Origin of the sequence: Halomonas sp. 111 (genome assembly GCF_052379685.1) — a bacterium.
In the GTDB taxonomy this organism is placed as follows: domain Bacteria; phylum Pseudomonadota; class Gammaproteobacteria; order Pseudomonadales; family Halomonadaceae; genus Vreelandella; species Vreelandella citrativorans.
In genome coordinates this window covers 111,248-133,530 of sequence record NZ_JBQSYV010000010.1, presented here as the reverse complement: position 1 = coordinate 133,530, position 22,283 = coordinate 111,248, and the positions used below count along the sequence as shown (strand labels likewise).

General features: G+C 57.5%; 20 protein-coding genes and 1 CRISPR repeat array. Of the genes, 17 read left to right on the top strand and 3 right to left on the bottom strand.

Going from position 1 to position 22,283, the window contains the following annotated elements; genetic code table 11:
• The first annotated feature begins 3 nt into the window (after nt 1-3).
• A complete protein-coding gene (gene menD / locus ACT3T7_RS09665) occupies nt 4-1,746 on the top strand; it encodes a 2-succinyl-5-enolpyruvyl-6-hydroxy-3-cyclohexene-1-carboxylic-acid synthase (RefSeq protein ID WP_172117883.1) in 1,743 nt (580 codons plus the stop codon).
• A complete protein-coding gene (gene menH / locus ACT3T7_RS09660; protein ID WP_444630893.1) occupies nt 1,736-2,503 on the top strand; it encodes a 2-succinyl-6-hydroxy-2,4-cyclohexadiene-1-carboxylate synthase in 768 nt (255 codons plus the stop codon). Before menD ends, menH begins: the two co-directional genes overlap by 11 nt.
• 19 nt (nt 2,504-2,522) lie before the next feature.
• Here menH and ACT3T7_RS09655 read toward each other — a convergent pair whose 3' ends face one another.
• On the bottom strand, nt 2,523-3,992 hold the full coding sequence (locus ACT3T7_RS09655) for an anion permease (protein ID WP_193054214.1): 1,470 nt from the start codon (nt 3,990-3,992) through the stop codon (nt 2,523-2,525).
• Nucleotides 3,993-4,339: 347 nt separating this feature from the next.
• On the opposite strand from ACT3T7_RS09655, the gene frdA reads away from it, so the two are divergent.
• From frdA to ACT3T7_RS09615, 8 genes are all read left to right on the top strand, one after another.
• On the top strand, nt 4,340-6,127 hold the full coding sequence (frdA, locus tag ACT3T7_RS09650; RefSeq protein WP_444630892.1) for a fumarate reductase (quinol) flavoprotein subunit: 1,788 nt from the start codon (nt 4,340-4,342) through the stop codon (nt 6,125-6,127).
• The gene (locus ACT3T7_RS09645) at nt 6,124-6,876 is read left to right on the top strand and encodes a succinate dehydrogenase/fumarate reductase iron-sulfur subunit (RefSeq protein ID WP_444630891.1); all 753 of its coding nucleotides are present in this window, start codon (nt 6,124-6,126) and stop codon (nt 6,874-6,876) included. Before frdA ends, ACT3T7_RS09645 begins: the two co-directional genes overlap by 4 nt.
• A gap of 10 nt (nt 6,877-6,886) precedes the next feature.
• Complete coding sequence (locus tag ACT3T7_RS09640) at nt 6,887-7,288, top strand: fumarate reductase subunit C (protein ID WP_444630890.1); 402 nt, start codon at nt 6,887-6,889, stop codon at nt 7,286-7,288.
• Complete coding sequence (gene frdD, locus ACT3T7_RS09635) at nt 7,285-7,704, top strand: fumarate reductase subunit FrdD (protein ID WP_442353407.1); 420 nt, start codon at nt 7,285-7,287, stop codon at nt 7,702-7,704. The genes ACT3T7_RS09640 and frdD overlap by 4 nt, the downstream gene beginning before the upstream one ends.
• A 41-nt stretch (nt 7,705-7,745) precedes the next feature.
• Nucleotides 7,746-8,606 carry a 1,4-dihydroxy-2-naphthoyl-CoA synthase gene (menB, locus tag ACT3T7_RS09630; RefSeq protein ID WP_193054219.1) on the top strand — a complete coding sequence of 287 codons (861 nt, stop codon included), beginning with the start codon at nt 7,746-7,748 and terminating at the stop codon, nt 8,604-8,606.
• Nucleotides 8,606-9,562 (top strand): o-succinylbenzoate synthase, encoded by a 957-nt coding sequence (gene menC / locus ACT3T7_RS09625; protein WP_444630889.1) that lies wholly within the window; start codon nt 8,606-8,608, stop codon nt 9,560-9,562. Before menB ends, menC begins: the two co-directional genes overlap by 1 nt.
• 18 nt (nt 9,563-9,580) lie before the next feature.
• Nucleotides 9,581-10,984 (top strand): o-succinylbenzoate--CoA ligase, encoded by a 1,404-nt coding sequence (menE, locus tag ACT3T7_RS09620; protein WP_444630901.1) that lies wholly within the window; start codon nt 9,581-9,583, stop codon nt 10,982-10,984.
• 91 nt (nt 10,985-11,075) lie between these two features.
• Nucleotides 11,076-12,293 carry an MFS transporter gene (locus ACT3T7_RS09615; RefSeq protein ID WP_444630888.1) on the top strand — a complete coding sequence of 406 codons (1,218 nt, stop codon included), beginning with the start codon at nt 11,076-11,078 and terminating at the stop codon, nt 12,291-12,293.
• A 122-nt stretch (nt 12,294-12,415) separates the two neighbouring features.
• On the opposite strand, the gene ACT3T7_RS09610 is transcribed toward ACT3T7_RS09615, so the two are convergent.
• Nucleotides 12,416-13,273 (bottom strand): PhzF family phenazine biosynthesis protein, encoded by an 858-nt coding sequence (locus ACT3T7_RS09610; protein ID WP_444630887.1) that lies wholly within the window; start codon nt 13,271-13,273, stop codon nt 12,416-12,418.
• A gap of 13 nt (nt 13,274-13,286) precedes the next feature.
• A complete protein-coding gene (locus tag ACT3T7_RS09605; protein WP_444630900.1) occupies nt 13,287-13,385 on the bottom strand; it encodes a DUF1127 domain-containing protein in 99 nt (32 codons plus the stop codon).
• A 321-nt stretch (nt 13,386-13,706) separates the two neighbouring features.
• A CRISPR array of direct repeats spans nt 13,707-14,467; the repeat unit is 29 nt; unit sequence CCGTTCCCCACAGGCGTGGGGATGAACCG.
• Nucleotides 14,468-14,586: 119 nt separating this feature from the next.
• Between ACT3T7_RS09605 and ACT3T7_RS09600 the strand changes: the two genes are divergently transcribed.
• The 7 genes from ACT3T7_RS09600 to cas7e all read left to right on the top strand — a co-directional run bounded on the left by ACT3T7_RS09600 (nt 14,587) and on the right by cas7e (nt 22,273).
• Nucleotides 14,587-14,865 (top strand): type II toxin-antitoxin system RelE/ParE family toxin, encoded by a 279-nt coding sequence (locus tag ACT3T7_RS09600; protein ID WP_192528222.1) that lies wholly within the window; start codon nt 14,587-14,589, stop codon nt 14,863-14,865.
• 151 nt (nt 14,866-15,016) lie between these two features.
• Entirely contained in the window at nt 15,017-15,301 is a 285-nt protein-coding gene (locus ACT3T7_RS09595; RefSeq protein WP_225733895.1) for a HigA family addiction module antitoxin, read from the top strand.
• Nucleotides 15,302-15,551: 250 nt separating this feature from the next.
• Nucleotides 15,552-15,719: a type II toxin-antitoxin system HicB family antitoxin gene (locus ACT3T7_RS09590; RefSeq protein WP_444630899.1), complete on the top strand. Its 168-nt coding sequence runs from the start codon at nt 15,552-15,554 to the stop codon at nt 15,717-15,719.
• A gap of 240 nt (nt 15,720-15,959) precedes the next feature.
• The gene (gene cas3, locus ACT3T7_RS09585) at nt 15,960-18,632 is read left to right on the top strand and encodes a CRISPR-associated helicase Cas3' (protein ID WP_444630886.1); all 2,673 of its coding nucleotides are present in this window, start codon (nt 15,960-15,962) and stop codon (nt 18,630-18,632) included.
• Nucleotides 18,633-18,716: 84 nt separating this feature from the next.
• Nucleotides 18,717-20,411 (top strand): type I-E CRISPR-associated protein Cse1/CasA, encoded by a 1,695-nt coding sequence (gene casA, locus ACT3T7_RS09580; RefSeq protein ID WP_444630885.1) that lies wholly within the window; start codon nt 18,717-18,719, stop codon nt 20,409-20,411.
• Nucleotides 20,408-21,106 (top strand): type I-E CRISPR-associated protein Cse2/CasB, encoded by a 699-nt coding sequence (gene casB / locus ACT3T7_RS09575; RefSeq protein WP_444630884.1) that lies wholly within the window; start codon nt 20,408-20,410, stop codon nt 21,104-21,106. Before casA ends, casB begins: the two co-directional genes overlap by 4 nt.
• A 69-nt stretch (nt 21,107-21,175) precedes the next feature.
• On the top strand, nt 21,176-22,273 hold the full coding sequence (cas7e, locus tag ACT3T7_RS09570; RefSeq protein ID WP_444630883.1) for a type I-E CRISPR-associated protein Cas7/Cse4/CasC: 1,098 nt from the start codon (nt 21,176-21,178) through the stop codon (nt 22,271-22,273).
• Nucleotides 22,274-22,283: the final 10 nt, after the last annotated feature.

Here is a 22,283-nt window from a genome sequence, read left to right as displayed (position 1 = left end):
CCAATGACCGCGAACGCCATGCCGCGCGGCTTTCCGCTTCAGCACGCTACCTTTAACCATGTGTGGGCCGCACTGCTGCTTGAGGAGCTTTACCGCTTGGGCATGCGCGACGTTGTGCTGGCGCCGGGCTCACGCTCGTCGCCGCTCACCATGGCGGCCAGCGAGCATGCCGGGCTTCGCTGCCACTGCCATTTTGACGAGCGTGGCCTGGCCTTTATGGCACTGGGTCTTGCGCGCGGAAGCGGCCGCCCGGTAGCGGTTATCACCACCTCGGGCACGGCGGTTGCCAATCTATATCCTGCCGTCGTAGAAGCCAAGCTAATGGGGGTGCCGCTGGTAGTGCTCTCAGCCGACCGCCCTATTGAATTACTGGATAACGGCAGTAACCAGGCCATCGACCAGCGCGACATCTTCGCTCGTCATACCGTGATGCATCACGATCTTCCGCCCCCTGGCCCTGAACTGAGCGCCGCGTTTCTACTCAGCACCGTTGATCAAACTATTGATCAACAGCAGCGTACGCCAGGCCCTGTGCATTTTAACTGCCGCTACCGTGAGCCTCTTTACCCTGGCGACCAGAGAGAGGATGCCACGGATTATCTGGCGCCTCTCGGAAGCTGGCTGACCTCTTCAGTGCCGTGGAGCCAGTGGGTATCCAGTACGCAAGCGCCCGCGTTTTCTACCGAGTGGGCGGATTTTTCGTGTCAGCGAGGCGTTATCGTGGCGGGATGTATAGATGACCCGCACCAGGCGCAGCAGGTGGTGACGTTATCCCGTCGATTAGGCTGGCCTCTGTTGGCGGATCTACAAAGCCAGGTACGTTTTGACCGCCAAAACGTGATCCATTTTGACCTGGCGCTGCACGATCCTCATTTTGTCGAGGAGTTGGAGCGGGCCGATGTGTTGCTGCAATTTGGCGGGCGTCTTATCTCCAAGCGCCTGACGCAGTTTATTGCTCGTCATTCCTGGCAGGATGTTTGGCTGGTGGACTCGCGCCCCCAGCGGCTCGACCCTGATTACAGCGTTAAGCGCCGCTTCATTTGCCCGCCCGAGGCAGTGGTGGCCGCGCTTGAACGTGAGACCGAGCGCACCCCTTGGCACCGGCTTAACCAGTGCCAACAGCGCATCAGCGATATCGTGAATCAACGCTGTAATACCTTTTCAGAGCTGGGCATTTGTCATCGGTTGTTGCAGCAGGCAAACGGGCAGCTGTTTGTGGGTAACAGTATGCCCGCAAGGCTGATGAACATGCTGGGCGCGTACCGCACAGCGCCTTTGCGGGTATTCACCAACCGCGGAGCTTCCGGTATCGATGGGCTGATTGCCACGGCCTACGGCGCCAGTGCTACTAGCGACCAGCCCACCACGCTGATCGTGGGCGATACCAGCGCGCTGCATGACCTTAATAGCCTGGCGCTGCTGAAGCAGGCCGTTCAGCCGCTGGTGGTGATTATCCTCAATAATGATGGCGGCAGCATCTTTCATATGCTGCCAGTGCCCAAGGAAGGTGCGCTACTTGAGCGTTATTTCCGTCAGCCACATGGTTTGAGTTTTGAGTACGCGGCGCAAATGTTTGGGCTTGCCTATGCCGCACCTGGCTCGCTGGAGAGCTTCGATGCGGCCTATGCCCGTGCCTTGGAAGGAGGCGTTACACTGATAGAGCTTAACGTGCCACATCAGCAGGTTGCAGACGATCTTGTGGCGCTGGCAGCAACGCTAGGTAGGCGCGATAACCATGAAGGCTGAATATGAAGCGCACGCCCAGCCACGCCCAACGCTGGTTATGCTGCACGGCTTGTTAGGTGATCGCCACGATTGGGCGGAGGTCATCGCTGCGTTGAAAGATGTGCCGTGCCTGGCGTTGGATTTACCGGGCCACGGCCAAAATGACCAAGTGGCGGTCGACTCTTTCTCCGCTTTTCACCACTGGCTAACCGATACGTTGGCCGCGCAGGATATTCACCGCTACTGCTTGCTGGGCTACTCGCTGGGAGGGCGTTTGGCGCTTGATCACGCCCGCCGCCAACCTGCGGGGCTTGAGGCGCTTTGGCTGGAGAGCGCTCATCCAGGCTTGCCCGAAAGCGAGCGCGATGAGCGTATGGCCCATGATGCACGCTGGGCACAACGCTTTGCGCTGGAACCTCTTGAACGCGTGCTTACCGACTGGTATCGGCAGCCCGTCTTTGCTGACCTTACACATGCGCAGCGAGCGCGGCAGATTGAACGGCGGTTGGCCAATCATGGCCCGTCCGTGGCGACAATGCTGCGAAGCACGTCGCTCGGCAGGCAGTCCTCTCAGTGGCCGTGGCTGGCTGAAACGTCACTTCCCATTGGTTACTTTTCAGGTCGGCAGGATACTAAATTTCACACACTTGCCGCCCGCTTGGCTAACATAGCCCCTCGCGTGCACCCTATCGCGCTGGAAGGCGGGCACAACCTGCATACAGAGCAAGCAAAAAGCATCGCCGAACCGATTAGCCGATGGTATCAACGCCTCGGCTAAACGGCTCGCTCACCTGGGGTCAGTTAATCAACAGCAGCCACGGCAAACCGATAGCCAGCCAGGCCACTAAGAACAGCAGACCAAAAATAGCCCCAAGCCGCCAATAAAGGGCGCTTGGCAGATAGCCGCTGCCATAGTAAACCGGGCTTGGGCCGGTGCCGTAGGGGGTGATAATGCCCATAAAGCCTAGCGTGGGGAGCAGCAGGAGGATAAACATCTGCATATCCAGCCCTGCAATACCGGAAGCCGCCGCCAGCATCACCGGCAACAGGGCGGTAACGTGGGCCGTGACGCTGGCAAACAGGTAGTGCAGGAGATAGAAGATCACCGTGAGCGCCACCATCGCCATGACGGGATTAAAGTGGCTGATTTGTTCACCCACCACGCCACCAAACCAGTTGACGAATCCGACCTGGCTTAGCCCGCCTGCCAGCGCCACCAGCGTTGCAAACCACACAAAGGTATTCCAGGCGGCTCGATTGTCGAGGATATCGTTCCAGCTCACGATGCCGGTCAGCAACATGCAGCAAATCACCACCAGGCCTACCAGGGAGGCGGACACAACATCGCCCGCAAAAATCCACAGCAGTAGCGCAGAGACGACCATGATGACCAGCAGTATCTCGTTGCGAGTAAGCGCCCCCAGTTTGTTCAGCTCATCCCGCGCCCAGTTGGACACTTCTTCACCGGCTTTCACTTCTGGCGCGCATAGCCAGTAACAGAGCAGCGGTACCAGCAACAGCAGCAGAATGCCAGCGGGCGCTACGGCGATAAACCACTGCCCCCAGTTAATATGGATACCGGTAGCGCTTTCTGTCAGAGCAATGGCTAACAGGTTGGGGGCAAGCGCGGTTAGAAACAGCGAGCTGGTCACACAGGTAGAGGTGATCGCTGTCCACATCAGAAAACTGCCCATGCGCTTCATGCTGGGGTCATTGGGCTGGGAGTCGTAAAGCGGCGGCAGATTGCGAATGACCGGATAAATGGTGCCTCCGCTACGCGCCGTGTTGGAAGGTGTAAAAGGCGCCAGCACCGCATCGGCGATCATTACCGCGTAGCCCAACGTTAATGTGCGCTTGCCCATGGCCTTGACCAGCCAAAGTGATATGCGCCTGCCTAGCCCGGTTTTTTCATACCCCAGCGCGAACATAAACGCGCCAAAAATCAGCCACACTGTCGAGTTGGTGAAGCCCGAAACTGCCCATGAAAAGGCCTGGTTGGCAGCATTAAAGCCTTCGGTCGCTAGCTGTTCGGGTGAAAACAGCACCCAGCGGGAGAGCAGTGCTACCAGAGTCACACCGATTAACCCAATGACCGCGCCTGGCAAGGGTTCAAAAATCAGCCCAACCACACAGCCCAAAAAAATAGCGAAGAAATACCAGGCGTGAGGGGCAACCCCCTCAGGCGTGGGTATCAACGCAACGATAATGGCCACTACAAGCGGCGCCAACAACTTCCAGTCAAATGCCGATTGCACACTACTGTTCATATCAAGCTGCCCCTCTTTTGGGCTGCGAAAGCAGCCGAATCTCTTCACTGCTATCGTGGTTGATTTTCATCTGCTTGCGGTTACATACGTTGCAGAGAATGGCGATAGCGACTAATAGTTAAAAATTGTAGTTGGAATTCTTTATTAAAATTAATAAATGAGAAATTAAACGTAACTACTTTTGTTAAAGCATCGCCTGTCTTAAAGATGCATTTCTTGATATGCGTCAATAGAGCTTGGCATGAGGGGATAGCACGTACCTGGAGTGTGATAAGTTCAACCAAAAGACACCGCATCGAAGCGTGTCGCCACTACCGCCTTTGGCCTGGCTACAGAAAGGGAGCATCATGCAGCATCGAGATTTCGATATCGTGATTGTGGGTGGAGGCGGCGCAGGCTTGCGTGCCGCTATCGCCGCGGCAGAAAGCGCTAAGGCACAGGGCATTTCTCAAAGCATCGCTCTGATTTCCAAGGTCTATCCTATGCGCTCGCATACCGTTGCCGCTGAGGGCGGTGCGGCGGCGGTAACCAGCGAGGAGGATACGCATCAGGCGCATTTTGACGACACTGTGTCGGGTGGCGACTGGCTGGTTGAGCAAGGCGTGGTGGACTATTTTGTGCATCATGCCTACCAGGAACTGGTGCAGATGGAGCGCTGGGGCTGCCCCTGGAGCCGCAAGGAGGATGGTAATGTGCAGGTACGCCGCTTTGGCGGCATGAAAACCGCACGTACCTGGTTTGCCGCCGATAAAACCGGCTTTCACATGCTGCATACCCTGTTTCAAACCTCGCTCAAATATTCCCAAATTGAGCGCTTCGATGAGTATTTCGTCCTTGATCTTGCCGTGCACGAAGGGGCCGTTATTGGCGTCATTGCCCTTCAAGTGGCCACCGGCGAGCTTATTTTGTTGCGTGCCAAAGCCGTGATATTGGCAACAGGAGGTGCCGGGCGCCTGTTTCGCTTTAATACCAACGCAGGGATCGTGACTGGCGACGGGATGGCAATGGCCTATCGCCACGGTGTGGCGCTTAGGGACATGGAGTTTGTTCAGTATCACCCCACGGGCCTTCCCGGCTCCGGCATTTTAATTACCGAAGCGTGTCGTGGAGAAGGCGGTATTTTGCTCAATAAGGATGGCTACCGCTACCTTCAGGATTACGGGCTGGGCCCGGAAACCCCACTGGGCAAGCCGGAAAACAAGTACATGGAGCTGGGCCCTCGCGATAAGCTCTCACAGGCCTTTTGGCAGGAGCAGCAGGCGGGCCGCACTGGCTCCTTTGGCGATAGCGATGTGGTCTATCTTGACCTGCGCCACTTGGGCGAAGCCTACCTTCTTGAGCGCCTGCCCTTTATCTGCGAGCTGGCTAAATCCTACATTAACGTTGACCCGGTCAAAGAGCCGATCCCTATCCGCCCTGCGGTGCACTACACCATGGGCGGTATTGAAACCAATCCCTACTGTGAAACGTCGGTTGCCGGGCTTTATGCGGCGGGTGAATGCGCCTCTGTTGGGCTACATGGTGCTAATCGCTTGGGTTCCAACTCGCTCACTGAGCTACTGGTGTTTGGCCGTTTAGCGGGGGAGCAGGCAAGCCAGCGCGCGGCGCAAACCGAGTGGGCAGACAAGCACCTTCTGGAAACCCAAGCTGCCCATCAGCAGGCAAAACTAGCGCATCTTTGTGATGGTGAGGGCAGCGGCGAGACGTGGGTGACGCTTAAGCATGCCATGGTGCAGGCCATGGAGAGTGGCTGTGGTATTTATCGTACCGAAGAGGGCATGCGGCAATCGTTGGAGACGATTCGTGAACTGCGGGCGCGCTATCAGAAGATTCGTGTCAACGACACCAGCAAAATATTCAACACAGAGTTGCTTGAGTGCATTGAGCTTGGCTACGGGCTGGATATTGCCGAGGCATCTTGCCTTGGTGCACTGGAGCGGCGAGAGTCCCGTGGCGCTCACCAGCGGTTAGATGACGGTATGCAAACGCGCGATGACGTTAATTACCTCAAGCACAGCCAGGTGTTTTATCAAGGCGATGCACACGCTCGGTTGGCATGGCAGGAGGTAGACGTGCGTTTTTCCGCGCCCGCAGAACGTACCTATGGGGATGCGTCCAAGGGAGGCAAGGCATGAGTACTCAGCAGGTATCCACCCGGCGCATCAGCGTCCAACGCTATTTACCCGACAACTCTACCGAGCCCTATTGGCAGGAGTATGAGCTGCCAGTCGACGACAGCACCTCATTGCTGGACGCGTTGAATCACATCAAAGAGCAGCTCGACAGCACTCTGAGCTACCGCTGGTCGTGTCGCATGGCGATCTGTGGCTCCTGTGGCGTTATGGTGAATGGCGTCCCCAAGCTTGGTTGTAAGACCTTCCTGCGCGACTTCGACGATGAGATCCGCATTGAACCATTGGCGCACTTTCCCGTGCAGCGCGACCTGGTGGTTGATATGGAGATATTCCTCGATCACCTGGCCGCCGTTAAGCCCTATCTGATAGACGACAACCCGGTAAAGCCCTTTGATCCGAAGGCGCCAGAAACCTATCGCCAGTCGCCCCGACAGCTTGCCCGTTACAAGCAGTTCGCTAACTGTATCAACTGTGGGCTTTGTTACTCCGCTTGCCCGCAGTTTGGGCTTAATCCTGAGTTTATTGGCCCAGGAGCCATTGCGCTGGGGCACCGCTATAACCTGGATAGCCGGGACCATGGCAGCACGCAGCGAATGGCCGAATTGAACCGCCATGAAGGCGTGTGGAGCTGCACCTTTGTAGGCTTTTGCTCAAAGGTGTGTCCCAAACACGTTGACCCAGCGGCGGCTATCAATCAGAGCAAGGTGGCGTCCGCTAAGCACACGCTAATTGCGTTGTTTAAGGGCTAGGAGAAAGGGTATGGATAAGTCGACATCTCAACGCTTTGTGCCGTTAAAACGTAACTGGTGGCTGAAACTTCGCTTTTTTAAACTCTATATGCTGCGTGAAGCGACGGTGATACCGCTGGTTTTTTTCCTGCTCTGCCTACTGGCGGGCATGGTCGCGCTGCTTCAGGGTCCAGAGAGTTGGCAACGATGGATCGCCTTTATGGGATCTCCCATCGTTTTGCTGCTCAACCTTTTGGCGCTAGCTGCTAGCCTGTTTCACGCGGCGACCTTTTTTGTGCTGTTTCCTCGCGTTATGCCGCTGCGCATCGGTAACTACCAACTACCGGATAAGGCGATTGTGGCGGGGCAGTGGGCGGGCGTTCTGGCCGTACTGCTGCTGTTCATCTGGCTGTTTGGGAGGACGTCTGTATGACTAAACCAACCATGAATATGTCAGGCGCGGACAGTCAGCGCACGAACCAGCCTCCCCATCACCAGGCCTACGATGAGTCGCTATGGTGGGGGCTATTCAGTGCAGGCGGCGTCTGTTTTGCTGTGCTGCTGCCCTCTGCCATCCTGTTTTTTGCCGTGCTGCTTCCCTTGGGCTGGCTACCTGCCGACGCGCTCAGCCATGAGCGGGCATCGCGACTGCTATTCAGCGTGCCAGGCTTTCTGTTTGTTGGCGCGGCGGTCTGTTTGCCGCTTTTTCATGCCGCCCATCGCCTGCGCCACGGAATGTTTGACCTTATTTTGGGCCGCGACACCACCAATAAAAAGCTGATGTATGGCGCTGCGGCGCTGTTAAGCCTTCTGGCGCTAGGGCTGGTCGTGGCAGGTATGTTGCGCTAAGCCCGAAAGACGCCAATACATAATGAATCAGGGAACTTTGAATGATCCACGGACTTACAGAAGCGGAACTCTATCAACCGGTTGAGTGGCAGGACCACTCCGGCGACTACCAGGATATTCGGTATCATGTCTCTAAAGAGGGCATTGCACGCATTACCATCAACCGCCCAGAGGTGCGTAACGCCTTTCGCCCCTTGACGGTTAGCGAAATGATTCAGGCGCTTGGTCGCGCACGTCACGATAGTCGCGTCGGCGCGATTTTGCTCACCGGCGCAGGCGATAAAGCGTTCTGCTCCGGCGGTGATCAGCGCATTCGCGGTGACTATGGCGGCTACCAGGATGAGCAGGGCACTCATCACCTGAACGTGCTGGATTTTCAGCGTGATATTCGGACCTGCCCCAAGCCGGTTGTCGCCATGGTGGCAGGCTACGCGATTGGCGGTGGGCATGTGTTGCATCTTATGTGCGACCTGACCATTGCGGCGGATAACGCGGTTTTTGGCCAGACCGGCCCCAAGGTGGGCTCTTTCGACGGCGGCTACGGTGCCTCGTATATGGCGCGCATCGTGGGCCAGAAAAAAGCCCGCGAAATCTGGTTTTTGTGCCGCCAGTACAGCGCTGCGCAAGCGCTGGAGATGGGCCTGGTCAACCACGTGGTGCCGCTGGATGAGCTTGAAAAAGAGAGCGTGCGCTGGTGTCGGGAGATGCTGCAGCACAGCCCCATGGCGTTACGCTGTTTGAAAGCGGCACTGAATGCCGACTGCGATGGCCAGGCCGGGCTGCAGGAGCTAGCGGGTAACGCCACTATGCTCTATTACATGACCGATGAAGGCCAGGAGGGGCGTAACGCGTTTAATGAGAAGCGGCCCCCGGATTTCTCACGTTATCCGCGTAACCCTTAATGCCATTAGCGCTTTACCGCTACGCGCTGCCACTTCGCCAGCCGCTGCTGTTTAACGGCCAGCGGATCACGCAGCGAGAAGGGCTGCTGGTGTCGATTAACGGGCAGTGGGGTGACATTGCGCCACTGCCTGGTTTTTCAGCAGAAACCTTAACCGATGCCGAGACCGAAAGCAGGGCCTGCCTAACCGCCTTGAAGCGCGGTGAAGAAGCAGTGCCCACGCTCCCCTCGGTACAGTTCGGGTTCGACTGTGCACAGCACGTTTGGCCCCCACATTGTCCCGCCGCGTTAGCGCCTTACCCACTATTACAAGGCGAGCCCGTATCGCTGATCGCGATGCTGGATAGCGCGTTAGACAACATACGCAAGGGCGGGCAGCCGCCACCTTCGCGCCTCAAACTCAAGGTAGCGCGTTACGCAATGAGCGACGAGCTAGCGCTGGTCGCCAGGCTGTCTGAAAAGCTGCCCGCTACCCAACTGATTCTGGATGCCAACGGCGGCTGGACGCGTGAGGAGGCCACGCGATTTTGTCGACAGCTACCGCGTGAACAGATCGACTACCTGGAAGAGCCCTGCCCCACCTTTGCTGACGCCATTGCCGTGGCCGATGCAGCGGGTGTGAAGATTGCGCTGGATGAAACGTTGTCACGTAACGCGCCTTGGTATTCCCATCCTCATATTGCTGCCCTGGTCATTAAGCCTACGTTGATAGGCGCGCTAAGCGCCTGCGAGGCACTTGTGCAACGGGCACGGGAAGATAATCTGCGGGTGGTTATTTCCTCAAGTTTCGAGTCTGACCTTGGCTTGGGCCTGCTGGCTCGGCTGGCCTGCCAATGGGCGCCCACAGAACCACCGGGGCTGGATACCGGGAACTGGCTGGCTGAGCGGGTAACCACCACGGCAGGCGACGTCGTTGCCGGGCGCTTGACGTGTCTCTATCAAGGTATGCAGGAATAACCAGGAGCGTGCCGTGTGATGCAACCTTGCCCCATTAACTATTGGGCCACTGAAACCCCGCAGCATATTGCGCTACATAGTGGCTCAGTGACGCTTACTTATCGAACGCTCGATAGGCGTATCGCCGCGTTGGCGCGACAGCTGGCGCAAAAGGGGTTTCAGCCTGGGGACAAATTAATGGCCCCGGCCAAAGGCGCATTGGCCTCGTTATTATTGGCCTGGGCTTGTCTGCGTGTCGGGGTGGTTTTCTGCCCGCTTAACCCCGCCTTTCCAGGCACCCAGCAGCACGCGCTTGCCCAGCGCCTGCAGGCCAGCCGCATTTGTTATACGGAAGGCGAGCAGGGTGACGCGCAGGTAACATCATCTGCTCCAGTGCCAATCACCCTCGGTTTTTCTGAGGAATTAAGTAGCGAACAAGCGGTGCAACTGGATACCGATCAGCGCTGTAACACGATTTTTACCTCGGGTTCCAGCGGTGTGCCTAAAGCGGTACTGCACCGGCTGGGGAATCATTTGGCCTCGGCCAGAGGCTCGGCGACCTTAATTCCGGTTGATCAACAAAGCGGCTGGCTGTTGTCGCTACCGCTGTTTCATATTGGCGGCTACGCGATTCCCTTTCGCGTATTTCTCGCAGGTGGCCGGGTCATTCTGGATGATGGGAGTGCGCCGCTGGCTGCACGTCTGGAACAACAGCCTATTACGCATCTTTCACTGGTACCCACTCAGCTCTGGCGCTTGTTACAAGCAGGTTTTGACCCCGCCAGGACACAGCTGCGCGAACTGCTGCTGGGCGGCGCGGCAATCCCCGCTCCCTTGGTTGAGCACATGACCTCGCTGGGGCTGACGCCAAACGTTAGTTATGGGCTATCTGAAATGGCAAGCCAGGTCTGTACGGGGACTCCTACGGCACCAGGTGTTGTCGGCAAGCCACTTCCGGGACGCGATGTTCGGATCATCGACAATGAAATACAGGTGCGGGGCGATACCCTGTTTAGCGGCTATTTAAGTAACGGTGCGCTGGACTCAGCCCTAAATGACGAGGGCTGGTTTGCCACCCGGGACAAGGGGTATTTCAATTCTGCGGGGGAGCTGGTGGTTGAAGGGCGGCTAGATAACGGCTTTATCTCCGGCGGTGAGAACATTCAGCCGGAAAGCATCGAACAGCGGTTGGTGGATCACCCTGGCGTCGCCCAAGCGCTGGTGGTTGCTGTGCCACACCCCGAGTGGGGTGAGCGCCCCGTTGCCTTTATTGATTGGCATGCGCAAAGCAGCGAAGATCAGGCTCTGGCCCGTTGGGTGCGCGAGGCGCTGCCGGGCTTTATGGTGCCCGATGCATGGTTGGCGTGGCCCTCGATGAAAGGGCTAAAGCCCTCACGCACACACTTTGCAAAACTGGCCCAAGAGCAGTTGGCCGCGACATAACACATCCATTAACGTTCGTTGGCTATGTGAGTTCCCATTCTCGACTCGCCTTCTGAGAAGATGGATCTCTGTATTTTCGATAAGGACATTTATGAGCTCTTCTCAAGCGCCGGATACGCGGCGCGCAGGCGTATTTTTAGGGGCGGCGCTCGCTTTCATGATCACCATGGTGGGCACCACGCTGCCCACGCCGCTTTATCCGATCTATCAGCATGAATTTGGTTTTTCGGATCTGATGATTACCGTCATCTTTGCGGCGTATGCGGTGGGGGTCATTTCAGCGTTATTGATTACCGGGCAATGGTCCGATCAGCTAGGGCGCAAGCCGCTGCTGCTTGCCGGGCTTTTCCTGTCAGCGGTAAGCGATATCGTATTTTGGCAAGCCGATGGGTTAGGCATGTTGCTTACCGGCCGCGTACTTTCGGGGCTTTCAGCGGGTATCTTTACGGGTACTGCCACCGTGGCTGTCATGGAGCTGGCACCCCGTTCCTGGGGGCGCTCCAGCACGTTGGTTGCTACCGCCGCCAATATGGTCGGGTTAGGTGTCGGGCCGATACTTGCGGGGGCACTGGCCGTGCTGTTTGCGGCACCGCTGGTGCTGCCGTTTGCTATTCACTTCGCGTTAGCGCTGGTAGCGGTGGTGTGTATCTGGCGAGCGCCTGAAACGGTTACGCGCCCAACAAATATCAAGCTTCGCGTTCAAACACCTAAAATCCCTCCCGAGGTGCGCAGCGTTTTTATACCCGCGGCTATCGCAGCGTTTGCTGGCTTTATGGTGTTCGGTTTTTATACCGCGGCAACCCCCGCCTTCCTGGGTCAGCAAATGGGCTACACCAATCATGCGTTGATAGGGTGTGTGGCAGGGCTGCCGTTTATCGCCTCGACCGTTGGGCAAATGGGTCAGGGGCGGCTGCCGGAGCCTGGAAGATTGCCGATTGGGTGCGCTGTGCTGCTTGTCGGTGTGCTCATCATTGCGTGGGGGATTGCTTTCGAGCAACTGCTGGGCTTCATACTGGGCGCCATCGTTGCGGGCATTGGTCAGGGCATTACCTTCCGGGCGGGCATGGGTGCGATATCGGCGGCCAGTTCCCCTCAGCACAAGGCAGCAACGGTATCGTCTTTTTTCGTTGTTGCGTATGTAGCGATCTCGCTGCCCGTCGTCGGTATCGGCCTGCTGGGGATAGTCGCCGGTCAACAAATCACCGCGCTAACGTTTGATCTCATCGTAGCGCTGCTGTGCTGCGTGGCGTTGGTGCTGCTATTGAAGCCACACCGTCCTGGCCGTGCTACTCGCGACGCTGGCCGTTGAGCGGTACTGATGTGTCAAACTTATACTGCGCGCTGTTATTGCCCGTTGGCCGAAAAGCGGTTGGGCAGGATGATGATGCCTGGATTAATCAATGCACGATTAGTTGGCTTTCAAGCCGCTTGTTAATCTCTCAAGTAAAGCTCCCCCTTGCCCACCAGCACAGCACTGCCGCCTACCTGAACCAGGCCGTTATCCATAGTGGTTTCAATAACGCTGGCGCGGCCCATTTCAACGCCTTGATGAATTGTCCAGTGCGTCGTTTCGTTAAGAGTTGCCAAATACCCAGTTAATGCCGCTGCGGCACTGCCGGTTGCGGGGTCTTCGCAAAGGCCATGTTCCCTGGAGAACATACGGCTACGAAGCGTGGCTTTTGAGCGGTCAGCCGTTTCTGTTGCGTAAAGATATATTTGCTCCGCACCGCTCGGGGCAACGGCCTCTGCCCATATGGTTGCTGAAATGTGTATGTTTTTTAGGGCTGCGGAGTCGCTTAGCTCAACAAGATGAAAAGCCAGCCCGCAGGATGAGATAACCGGCGTGCCGATGACTTGATGGGGTTGCAAGCCGAGCAGTGCCGCTGCCGATTGCTGGTCCAACGTGCTTGGCGTAATGCTGGCGGGCCTTGCGGCCGTAAACACGGCGTTCTCACCTGAGTAGCGAATGGGTAACTCGCCTACAGGCGGGTGAAGCACCAGCGTTTGCGCACGGCTAATCAAGCCAAGCTCGGCTAGAAGCTGCGCAGTGCCGACGGTCGGGTGGCCGGCAAACGGTAGTTCTTGGGTGGGTGTAAATATCCGCATCGGGTAGTGGTTTGGCTCAATAGGCGCACTTAAGAAGACCGTTTCGGCAAGATTAAGCTCATTGGCAATTGCCTGCATGGTGGTTGTCGGCAGCCCGTCGGCATTTAAAAAGACGGCTAGCTGATTGCCCGAAAAAGGCTGATCGGTAAATACGTCCAGCAGATAATATTCAGCGGTTTTCATATCGTTCTCCTTCTCATAATGTGTGCTTCCAAAAGGATTTACGGCCCTCCTTTTGTGCCTGGGCACGGGTGATGCCAATATCTCTTAGCAGCCGGTCATCATGTGTCAGCAACTGGCGGCGGCTACGTTCGCGGTGGGCGCATATTTGAGAGCGTAGCTGAGCCAATGAATCATCCAATACGCACTACTAACGAGTGCCCTCTACGAGTAACCCGCCGTTGGCGAATGTATATGCCATAAGAGAGGTCGCTCTTCATAAAAACGATGCATACTTATACCTTTGACCGAGGCTTGGTGCGATTTTTATAGATTCCTGCAACGTTCTGATTTTACTGTTCTTTAAGAATATCTTTCTGATCAAAAATTGACCTAAATCGCTGGTGGATTTTCTACTGCCTATTTTTATCTTGCAGAACAGTCATCTACAATTAGACCGTTCCCCACAGGCGTGGGGATGAACCGGAATGTAATGGCCATTAACGAGAAAATCGAAACCGTTCCCCACAGGCGTGGGGATGAACCGGTCACTCGGCCGCCACTGTTTGCGGGGTCAGCCCGTTCCCCACAGGCGTGGGGATGAACCGTTGGTGGTGGCATCGAAACCTTGTTCGTCAGCCCGTTCCCCACAGGCGTGGGGATGAACCGCCAAATATGGGTCGTAAGCCCTACTACAGCATCCGTTCCCCACAGGCGTGGGGATGAACCGAGTGAATTCACTAGCGATGCGGAACCAAACTCCCGTTCCCCACAGGCGTGGGGATGAACCGCTCAGCAGTATGCGCGTCATGAGCCGCGACAACCGTTCCCCACAGGCGTGGGGATGAACCGAATTAACGAAATGACGAATAGGGGGCTGTATGCCGTTCCCCACAGGCGTGGGGATGAACCGATGGCTCCCCGCGAAAGCGCCCTGTCGATTGGCCGTTCCCCACAGGCGTGGGGATGAACCGGCGCCAACAACACTGCCGTAGTGGAGAGCAATCCGTTCCCCACAGGCGTGGGGATGAACCGCAGCAGTAAACACACCCGTTACGGACGCCCACCCGTTCCCCACAGGCGTGGGGATGAACCGCTATAGCTTGCTTCGATTAGCTGATTAGATTGCCGTTCCCCACAGGCGTGGGGATGAACCGCTCTTCAAGCTCGCGCTGCTCGGCTTCACGCTCCGTTCCCCACAGGCGTGGGGATGAACCGTATATATAAAAAGGGGGGGTATAAGGGGTGTACCCATAATGGCTATCCATTGTTGATGCGTGTAGCGTTACGCGCTACAATGTATACAGATTCGACGGCAAGGGAGGCAAAGCGATGCGATGATAAAGAAAATCAAACACAAAGGCCTGAAACGGCTTTATGAGCGGGGGGAGCCCCAAGGAGTACAGCCTAACCATGTAGACGATTTAAGAGACATACTGGCAGCACTGGATGCCGCAACCAAGCCAAACGATATGGATTTACCAGGTTTTGATTTCCATGGCTTGAAAGGTGATAAGAAGGGCTTTTTTTCAGTGCATGTAAACGGTAATTGGGTAGTGATATTTACGTTTGATGGGGAAGATGCACACCTTGTTGACTATTTAGACTACCACTGACGGCGGCGCTCCTTGATAACCGACACGATACGGTTATCAAGGGCCACCGGATGGTTTCGCCACTTGAGCGGTAGCCACGATTGCACAGCCTCTAAATATACAAATTAAAAATATTGTGCATGACGATGATGATTATGATGAGGATAACGTGATGACGATGATGAATCCGCCGCACCCAGGCAGCTTGTTACGCCGCCGGATCGTGCCCGCGCTGGGGCTGAATGTCACTGATTTTTCCAAGAAACTAGGTATGTCCCGCACAGCGGTATCCCGCGTTTTGCATGAGCATGCCAGCATTTCCCCTGATTTTGCGGTTAGGCTTGAGCATGGCGGTATTGGTAACGCTAAGCACTGGATGACCATGCAGACCAACTACGACCTATGGCAAGCCGAGCATAAAGAGCAAAATCATATTGAAAGAATCTCTGCTGTTTGAATTAGTAAGTTACTAATTCACCAGTCTAAAGCTCAACGGATCGTGCCGTTGGGCTTTTTTTGCTTGGGAACTAGATAATGGAGGTTATATGAACGTTGATAGGCTCGACTATTTTGCAGGTTTGGCGATGTAACATTCCTGATAATGGCGAACGACAATGAACTTGCAATCGGTTTCGACCATGGGTCGATAGCGTATGAGGCCTATTCACTAGCCAAAGCCATGGTAGAAGAAAGAGAACAGCTGGGGAATCATCGAGATTAATATCACGCCCTACCTGGGTAAAACCGAAAAGGTGAATGTGACGCTTCCCGGTCACGTTATCCGCCAGATCGACAAATACGTTACTACGCACGGTATTAAAAGCCGCTCTGCGTTCATTGCCTCGGCGGCATTGGAAAAGCTGACCCACGCGTAACGAATAGCTTGGCTCAAAGAGGAAGGCGTATTTATGTGGCGACGCTGAAGCCGCAGGCCAAATGGAAAACCCGCTCTCGACCAAGAGCGGGTTTTTTCATGATGACGCAACTCGTTCATCCATTGGTCGTTTTGGACCTTCCTTTCAACTTCCAGACACGCTATCGTCGGTTTTGGTTATTTCGCTAATTTTACTGAGCTAGCGTGGCTGCCATCCAGATCAAGGGAGAATGTTTTGACCATGCCGACTCGATCTTCACGTCTGCCGGCCTATCACCGTTATGCCGGCAAGGCCCTGCCGGGGCAGACAGAAGATGCTTGCCATCTGTTGGCTTGGCATAGCCTGGATGTAGCGGCCGTTGGTTGGCACCTGCTTGCGCCGGAGCGCCCGCTGACGAAGCAGCTGGCGGCGCAGCTGGGTATTGAGCCCGAGCCATTGCGGCGGCTAATGGTGTTTTTATTAGGGCTTCATGACCTCGGCAAGTTCTCCCGCGCCTTTCAGGAAGTGCTGAAGCTCGCGCTCGATGGTATGGCCCCGCCGCAAGGCAAACCCTATAAGCAGCGTCACGACCGTTTAGGAGTGCTGCTCTGGGACGCTTGTTGGAAAGCTTGGCGCAAGGAGGGTCTATTACACTGGCCAGAAGGGGAGGCGCCGGCCAGAAAGCTGTTGGCGCCGATGGATAGTTTGATGGCACCGTTTTTCGGCCACCATGGCCGCCCCGTAGCAACCGGCCAACTCACATTTGCGGACTTTTTCGTCGATGATGGCGAGCTGGATGATGCCGCCGCTGCGGGTGATTTCGTCGCCGACTGGGCCGCATTGGTCGAGCCCGATTGGCCGGTTGAAAAACTGCTGGATGAAGAGTGGCTGGCGCGTTTCAAGACACTTAGCTGGACGGTAGCCGGGTGGGCGACGCTCAGCGACTGGCTGGGCTCGCACCGCGACTACTTTCCCTACTGCCAGAAGGCGATGCCGCTGGGCGATTACTGGCCGCGAGCGCTCGAGCAGGCCGAAGCGGTGCTGAACGCCACCGGCTTTGCATGCCCGCCGGAGCCCGTGCCCTACGCCGGGCTGGCACAGTGGTTTTCAGGCAAGGTGACGCCGACCCCGCTGCAGCAGAAGGCGGAAGACTTGCCGCTTCAAGCTGGGCCGCAGCTGTTCATCCTCGAAGACGTGACCGGCGCGGGCAAGACTGAAGCCGCCTGTATTCTGACCCAGCGACTGCTGGCCGATGGCCACGGCGAAGGGCTCTATTTCGCGCTGCCTACCATGGCAACCTCCAACGCCATGTACACCCGCCTAGGGGATCTTCATCACCGCTTCTACAGCGCTGCCTCAAGGCCCTCGCTGGTACTAGCCCACGGCGCGCGGGCGCTTAATGAAGCGTTTGAGCAAACCATCGTACAGCCCGACCACGACGACTATGACGCGATAGACGCCAGCGCCTCGACCCAGTGCAACCGCTGGCTGGCAGACTCGAACAAGAAGGCGTTGCTGGCCGATGTGGGTGTGGGCACCATTGACCAGGCGCTAATGGGTGGTTTGCCGTTTCGCCACCAGTCGCTTCGTCTGCTGGGGTTGGCGCGCAAGGTGCTAATTATCGATGAAGTTCACGCCTTCGATCACTACATGCAGACCCTGCTGCACCAACTGCTGGCCCATCACGCCCGCCAAGGAGGCAGCGCCATTCTGCTGACGGCCACGCTCCCCCACGCCATGCGCGAGGCGCTGACGGCCGCGTGGTGCCACGGCCTGGGCGTTGAAACCAGCCCGCTTGAGGCACATGACTACCCATTGCTGACCCACTGCGGAAAGAGCGCTACCCACGAAGTGCCCGTCAAGACGCGCCCGGAAGTCGCACGCCGTGTGGACATCGCGTGGCTGGAAAGTGAGGACGAGGCTATCGAGCGTGTGCTGGCCGCCGTGGAAGCGGGGGAGTGCATCGTCTGGGTGCGCAACACCGTCGATGATGCTATCCCCGCCTATCAAACGTTACGCGAGCGCCACCCCGAGCCCGAGCGTTGCCTGCTCTTCCACGCCCGCTTTGCCATGGTGGACCGCCAGCGGATCGAGTCCGAGGTCATTCGTCGCTTCGGCAAGGATTCCACGCCGCCTTTGAGAAGTGGACAAGTGATTGTCACCACCCAAGTCTTCCAGGAAAGCCTGGACTGTGATGCCGACCAGATGGTCAGCGACATCGCGCCCATCGACCTCTTGATACAGCGCGCCGGGCGTCTTCAGCGCCACCAGCGCGGCGAACGCCCCGCGCCCGTACTGCAGGTGCTGGCGCCCGCGTGGAGCGATACCCCCAGCGCCGATTGGCTGAGTCAGGCACATCGCGGCACCCAAGCAGTTTATAAAGACACCTCGTTGATCTGGCTGACCCAGCGCGTGCTGCGCGAGCAGGGCGCCATCACCATGCCGGGTGAGGCGCGTACCTTGATCGAAGACGTTTACGCTGCCTCGACGGATGACCTCCCCGAAGCGTTTGATCTGGCGCACTTCGAGCGCACCGGTATGGATAAGCAGGCGATCTCGATGGCTACCCATAACGCCCTGAATCTGGAAGACGGCTACCGCCTCGATGGCGATTTCGACCCGTGGCAGGAGGAGCGCGAGACGGGCACCCGGCTCAGCGACGAGCAAAGTGTCGAGGTCGTGCTGCTCAAGCGCCGTGGAGATGAACTGGTGCTCTGGGTAGAAGATCACCGGCATGCCGACCGGCTGAGCCGATGTCGGCTGAGGGAGAGCCAAGTCAAGAAACTGGCTCAACTTCCGGGGCACTATACCCAACAGTGGGAAGCGCTGCAGCAGCACCACCGCGGGCTGCGTTTCGTTCAACCTTGGCTGCCGGAAGAGGACGATAAGTGTGATTACGATGAGCAGTGGGGCGTGAGTTTTGAACAAAAATAGACGTTGCCATTTTACTGAAAGACAGGTGATACAAGGTAACTAAACAAGAACGCTTAACGCCGAAATAACGCACGTGAGGTGCCGATGAATTTACTCACAGATCCCTGGTTGCCCTTTCGGTATCGCGATAGCCGAATCGAATACCGCCCACCCTCGGCCCTCGCCGACCCGGATGTGCTCGACCTGGCTCTGCCCCGCGCCGACTTTCAGGGCGCGGCCTGGCAGTTTTTGATCGCGCTACTGCAGACGGCGATGACGCCCAAAAATACCGATGCCTGGTTGGATCGTTACCAGACGCCTCCCAGCTTGGCCAAGCTTGATGATCTGTTAGCACCTTTTGCCTCTGCCTTCGAGCTGGATGGCGACGGCCCGCGCTTTATGCAGGATCTGGACCCGCTGGACGACGTCAAGGACGCGCCGGTGGCGGGCTTGCTGATCGATTCCCCCGGCGCCAACGGCATCAAGAACAACACCGACTTCTTCGTCAAACGCGGCCGGGTGGAGACTGTTTGCCCAGAATGCGCGGCGCTGGCGCTTTATACCATGCAGATCAACGCGCCCGCCGGTGGCGCGGGCATTCGCGTTGGCCTGCGTGGCGGCGGGCCGCTAACCACGCTGATTCTGCCGGAAGACGAAAGTAAATCGCTGTGGGAGAGGCTCTGGCCCAACGTGATGCCCGCGGATGCGGTGGGCCAGCCGGGGCAGGCTTGGCGCGCGCCCAAGGCCTGCGATAGCGATCTGTTCTTCTGGATGAAGGATACCCGCGTCAGCGATAAGAAAGGCACCGAGGTTTTGCCCGAGCAGGTGCATCCGCTGCACGCTTTATGGTCGATGCCCAGGCGCTATCGGTTGCTATTCGACGAAACGCCGGGCGAGTGTGACCTTTGCGGCTGTGAGGCGACACACCCGGTGCGCCGCCTGCGCGCCAAGAAGCAGGGCGCCAACTACGACGGCCCTTGGCGCCACCCACTCACGCCCTACCGCCGCCTCAACCCCAAAAAGCTTGATGAGCTGCCGCTTTCCAGCAAGGGCCAGCCGGGGGGGCTTGGCTACCGTCACTGGCCGGGGTTGGTGCTGGAAGATGAAGCCGTGAGCGGCGCGCTGCCCGCGCGCGTGGTCACTCATCACCTGCAAAAGTATCGCCAAGTGGAGGCCGCGCGAGAAGACGGGGAAGCATTCGAGGCATTGTTCAAGCATGCCCGGCTCTGGGTGTTCGGTTATGACATGGACAACATGAAGCCGCGCGGCTGGTACAGCGTGGAAATGCCGCTGGTGGGTGTGCCCGAGGGGCAGCAGGAAACGCTGCGCGGTTGGGCCAAGCGCTTCGTCGATTTGGCCTCGGATATCAGTTGGACGCTGCGCAATCAGCTCAAGCGCGCCTGGTTCAAGCGCCCGGAGGATGCCAAGGGCGACATGAGCCAGATCGACGCCCAGTTTTTTGAGGCGACTCAACTGGCGTTTTTCACCGCCCTGCGCGAGATGGGCGAGGTTCTGCGGGGGGATGGTCTGAGCGATGACACGCTCGAACTCTCACCCGAGACCTACCGCCAGTGGTATGTGTCGCTCAAAAAAGAAGCCATGGCGCTGTTCGACGCCCAAGCCATCAGCGGCCCGCTGGAAGGTATGAAGATGCAGCAGCTCGACCGCATCACCAGCGCGCGGCGCTATCTGCGGGCGTACCTGAATGGTAATGGCAAGAAAGTCCAAGCGTTTGCTAACGACGGTGGTTTTGACCTAAAAGCGCCCATGGCGGAACGTAATGAGGAGAGCCCAGCATGAATGAAGTAGACCAACAAACGTCGCCGCCAGCGACAGAGGGCGAGGCCAACGCGAGTGCCACGGTAGAGCGCTATCTGTATGCCCTCGACAGGCAGGAAGCCTATGAGCTGCGTCTGTGGTGGCGACGGCTGGTGATGGACGATCAGGAACTCAAGCGCTACACCAAACTGCGGCCTTTCCCGCGCGGCGTGCGCGCCGTGCTACGCCGCTGCGACAGCGTCGAGACGGTCATGCTGACCGAGGCGTTTCGCCATCTCTGGCAGGCGCTCGAGACCAAAGCATGGGAAGACACCCCGAGCGATGCCAACAGCCGCAAGCGCGATCAGCGTATCACGACGTGGGCCGCCATCGCTGCCGTCGCGAGCGAGCTGCGCGCCGAGACATTCGATGCCCCGCTGGGCAAACGCCTGGGCGAGAAGCGCCCCAGTACCGGTGATACCCCGCGAATGAGTGATCTGCGCTTTCAGCAGCTGCTTGATTGCCATACCTCAGAAGAGCTGATTCGCCGCTTCCGCCGGGCGCTTAAACTTGCGGATAACGCCGGTGTCAGCGTTGTCCGCTTGGCCGATATGGTCGCGCTCTGGGCGCGCGAACAGCGCGGCCAGTACCGGGCTGAGGCCACTCAGCGTTTCGCCTTCGTTATGAGCGACGCCTACTTCCAAGCGCGAGCACTGAAACCGGCCGCGGGCGACTGAACGGAAGCTGTCACTTATCAACAACCACTTTTTCGGCATTCGGCACATTTTTTATTCAGGGAACCCATCATGAGCCACTTTATCCAGCTTCACTTGTTGACCTCCTACCCGCCTTCCAACCTCAACCGCGACGACCTGGGCCGCCCCAAAACGGCGTTCATGGGCGGCGCCCGGCGGCTGCGTGTGTCTTCGCAAAGCCTCAAGCGCAACTGGCGCACCTCCGAGCTGTTCGAATCGGCGGTCGACGGCCACAAGGGCACGCGTACCAAGCGCCTGGGCAAGCAGCTGTATGAACGTATGAAAAAAGCAAATGCTGACGACAAAACCGCTGAAAATAGTGTAAAGCAGATCGTTGCTGTTTTTGGGAAGGCGAGCGGCAAAGAAAGTCATGGATATGAGACCGAGCAGCTAGTCCATATTGGTCCCGAGGAATTAGCAGCTTTAGAAAAATTGGTAGATGTGCTGGGAAGCGAGAATCGCTTACCAAATGAAAAAGAAATTATTGAGGTTCTTGCAAGACGCCCGACGGCTGTTGATATCGCTCTGTTTGGACGCATGCTAACCGGCGATAAAAACAAGATTTCCCAATTTAGTGTCGAAGCCGCCTGCCAGGTGGCCCACGCCATCACCGTCCACGCCGCCGAAGTCGAGGACGACTACTTCACCGCCGTCGATGACCTCAATAGCGGCGACAGCGACCGCGGGGCAGCGCATATCGGCGAGGCCGGGTTCGCCGCCGGGCTGTTCTACCTCTACCTCTGCATCGACCGGGACCTACTGGTCGAGAACCTCCAAGGCAAGGCCGAGTTGGCCGACCGCGCTATCGCCGCGCTGGTGGAATCTGCCGTCAAGATCTCCCCCAAGGGTAAGCAGAACAGCTACGGCTCTCGCGCCCACGCCAGCTACGTCTTGGCTGAAAAGGGCGATCAGCAGCCGCGTTCGCTGTCGGCATCGTTTCTGCAGCCTGTCATGAGCGAAGGTCAGGGCGTCGAAGCGATTAGAAAACTGGAAACCCAGGCCCAGGCGTTTGATGACGCTTACGGCGCAGGCGCGGATCGGCGCTTTATTCTCTCGGCAACGCCCGAGTACGAAACGCCAGCCCTGAAAGGCGACATTCAGCGCGGCAACCTGCAAGAGTTGCTGACCTTTCTCAAGGGCGACGACTAAGCGGAGGCGA

Coding starts and splice junctions, on each gene's coding strand:
- menD (WP_172117883.1), top strand. CDS start 4: ATGACCGCGAACGCCATGCCGCGCGGCTTTCCGCTTCAGCACGCTACC.
- menE (WP_444630901.1), top strand. CDS start 9,581: ATGCAACCTTGCCCCATTAACTATTGGGCCACTGAAACCCCGCAGCAT.
- ACT3T7_RS09595 (WP_225733895.1), top strand. CDS start 15,017: ATGACGATGATGAATCCGCCGCACCCAGGCAGCTTGTTACGCCGCCGG.
- ACT3T7_RS09615 (WP_444630888.1), top strand. CDS start 11,076: ATGAGCTCTTCTCAAGCGCCGGATACGCGGCGCGCAGGCGTATTTTTA.
- ACT3T7_RS09640 (WP_444630890.1), top strand. CDS start 6,887: ATGGATAAGTCGACATCTCAACGCTTTGTGCCGTTAAAACGTAACTGG.
- ACT3T7_RS09655 (WP_193054214.1), bottom strand. CDS start 3,992: ATGAACAGTAGTGTGCAATCGGCATTTGACTGGAAGTTGTTGGCGCCG.
- ACT3T7_RS09610 (WP_444630887.1), bottom strand. CDS start 13,273: ATGAAAACCGCTGAATATTATCTGCTGGACGTATTTACCGATCAGCCT.
- cas7e (WP_444630883.1), top strand. CDS start 21,176: ATGAGCCACTTTATCCAGCTTCACTTGTTGACCTCCTACCCGCCTTCC.
- frdA (WP_444630892.1), top strand. CDS start 4,340: ATGCAGCATCGAGATTTCGATATCGTGATTGTGGGTGGAGGCGGCGCA.
- menH (WP_444630893.1), top strand. CDS start 1,736: ATGAAGGCTGAATATGAAGCGCACGCCCAGCCACGCCCAACGCTGGTT.
- casA (WP_444630885.1), top strand. CDS start 18,717: ATGAATTTACTCACAGATCCCTGGTTGCCCTTTCGGTATCGCGATAGC.
- cas3 (WP_444630886.1), top strand. CDS start 15,960: ATGCCGACTCGATCTTCACGTCTGCCGGCCTATCACCGTTATGCCGGC.
- frdD (WP_442353407.1), top strand. CDS start 7,285: ATGACTAAACCAACCATGAATATGTCAGGCGCGGACAGTCAGCGCACG.
- ACT3T7_RS09600 (WP_192528222.1), top strand. CDS start 14,587: ATGATAAAGAAAATCAAACACAAAGGCCTGAAACGGCTTTATGAGCGG.
- menC (WP_444630889.1), top strand. CDS start 8,606: ATGCCATTAGCGCTTTACCGCTACGCGCTGCCACTTCGCCAGCCGCTG.
- casB (WP_444630884.1), top strand. CDS start 20,408: ATGAATGAAGTAGACCAACAAACGTCGCCGCCAGCGACAGAGGGCGAG.
- ACT3T7_RS09645 (WP_444630891.1), top strand. CDS start 6,124: ATGAGTACTCAGCAGGTATCCACCCGGCGCATCAGCGTCCAACGCTAT.
- menB (WP_193054219.1), top strand. CDS start 7,746: ATGATCCACGGACTTACAGAAGCGGAACTCTATCAACCGGTTGAGTGG.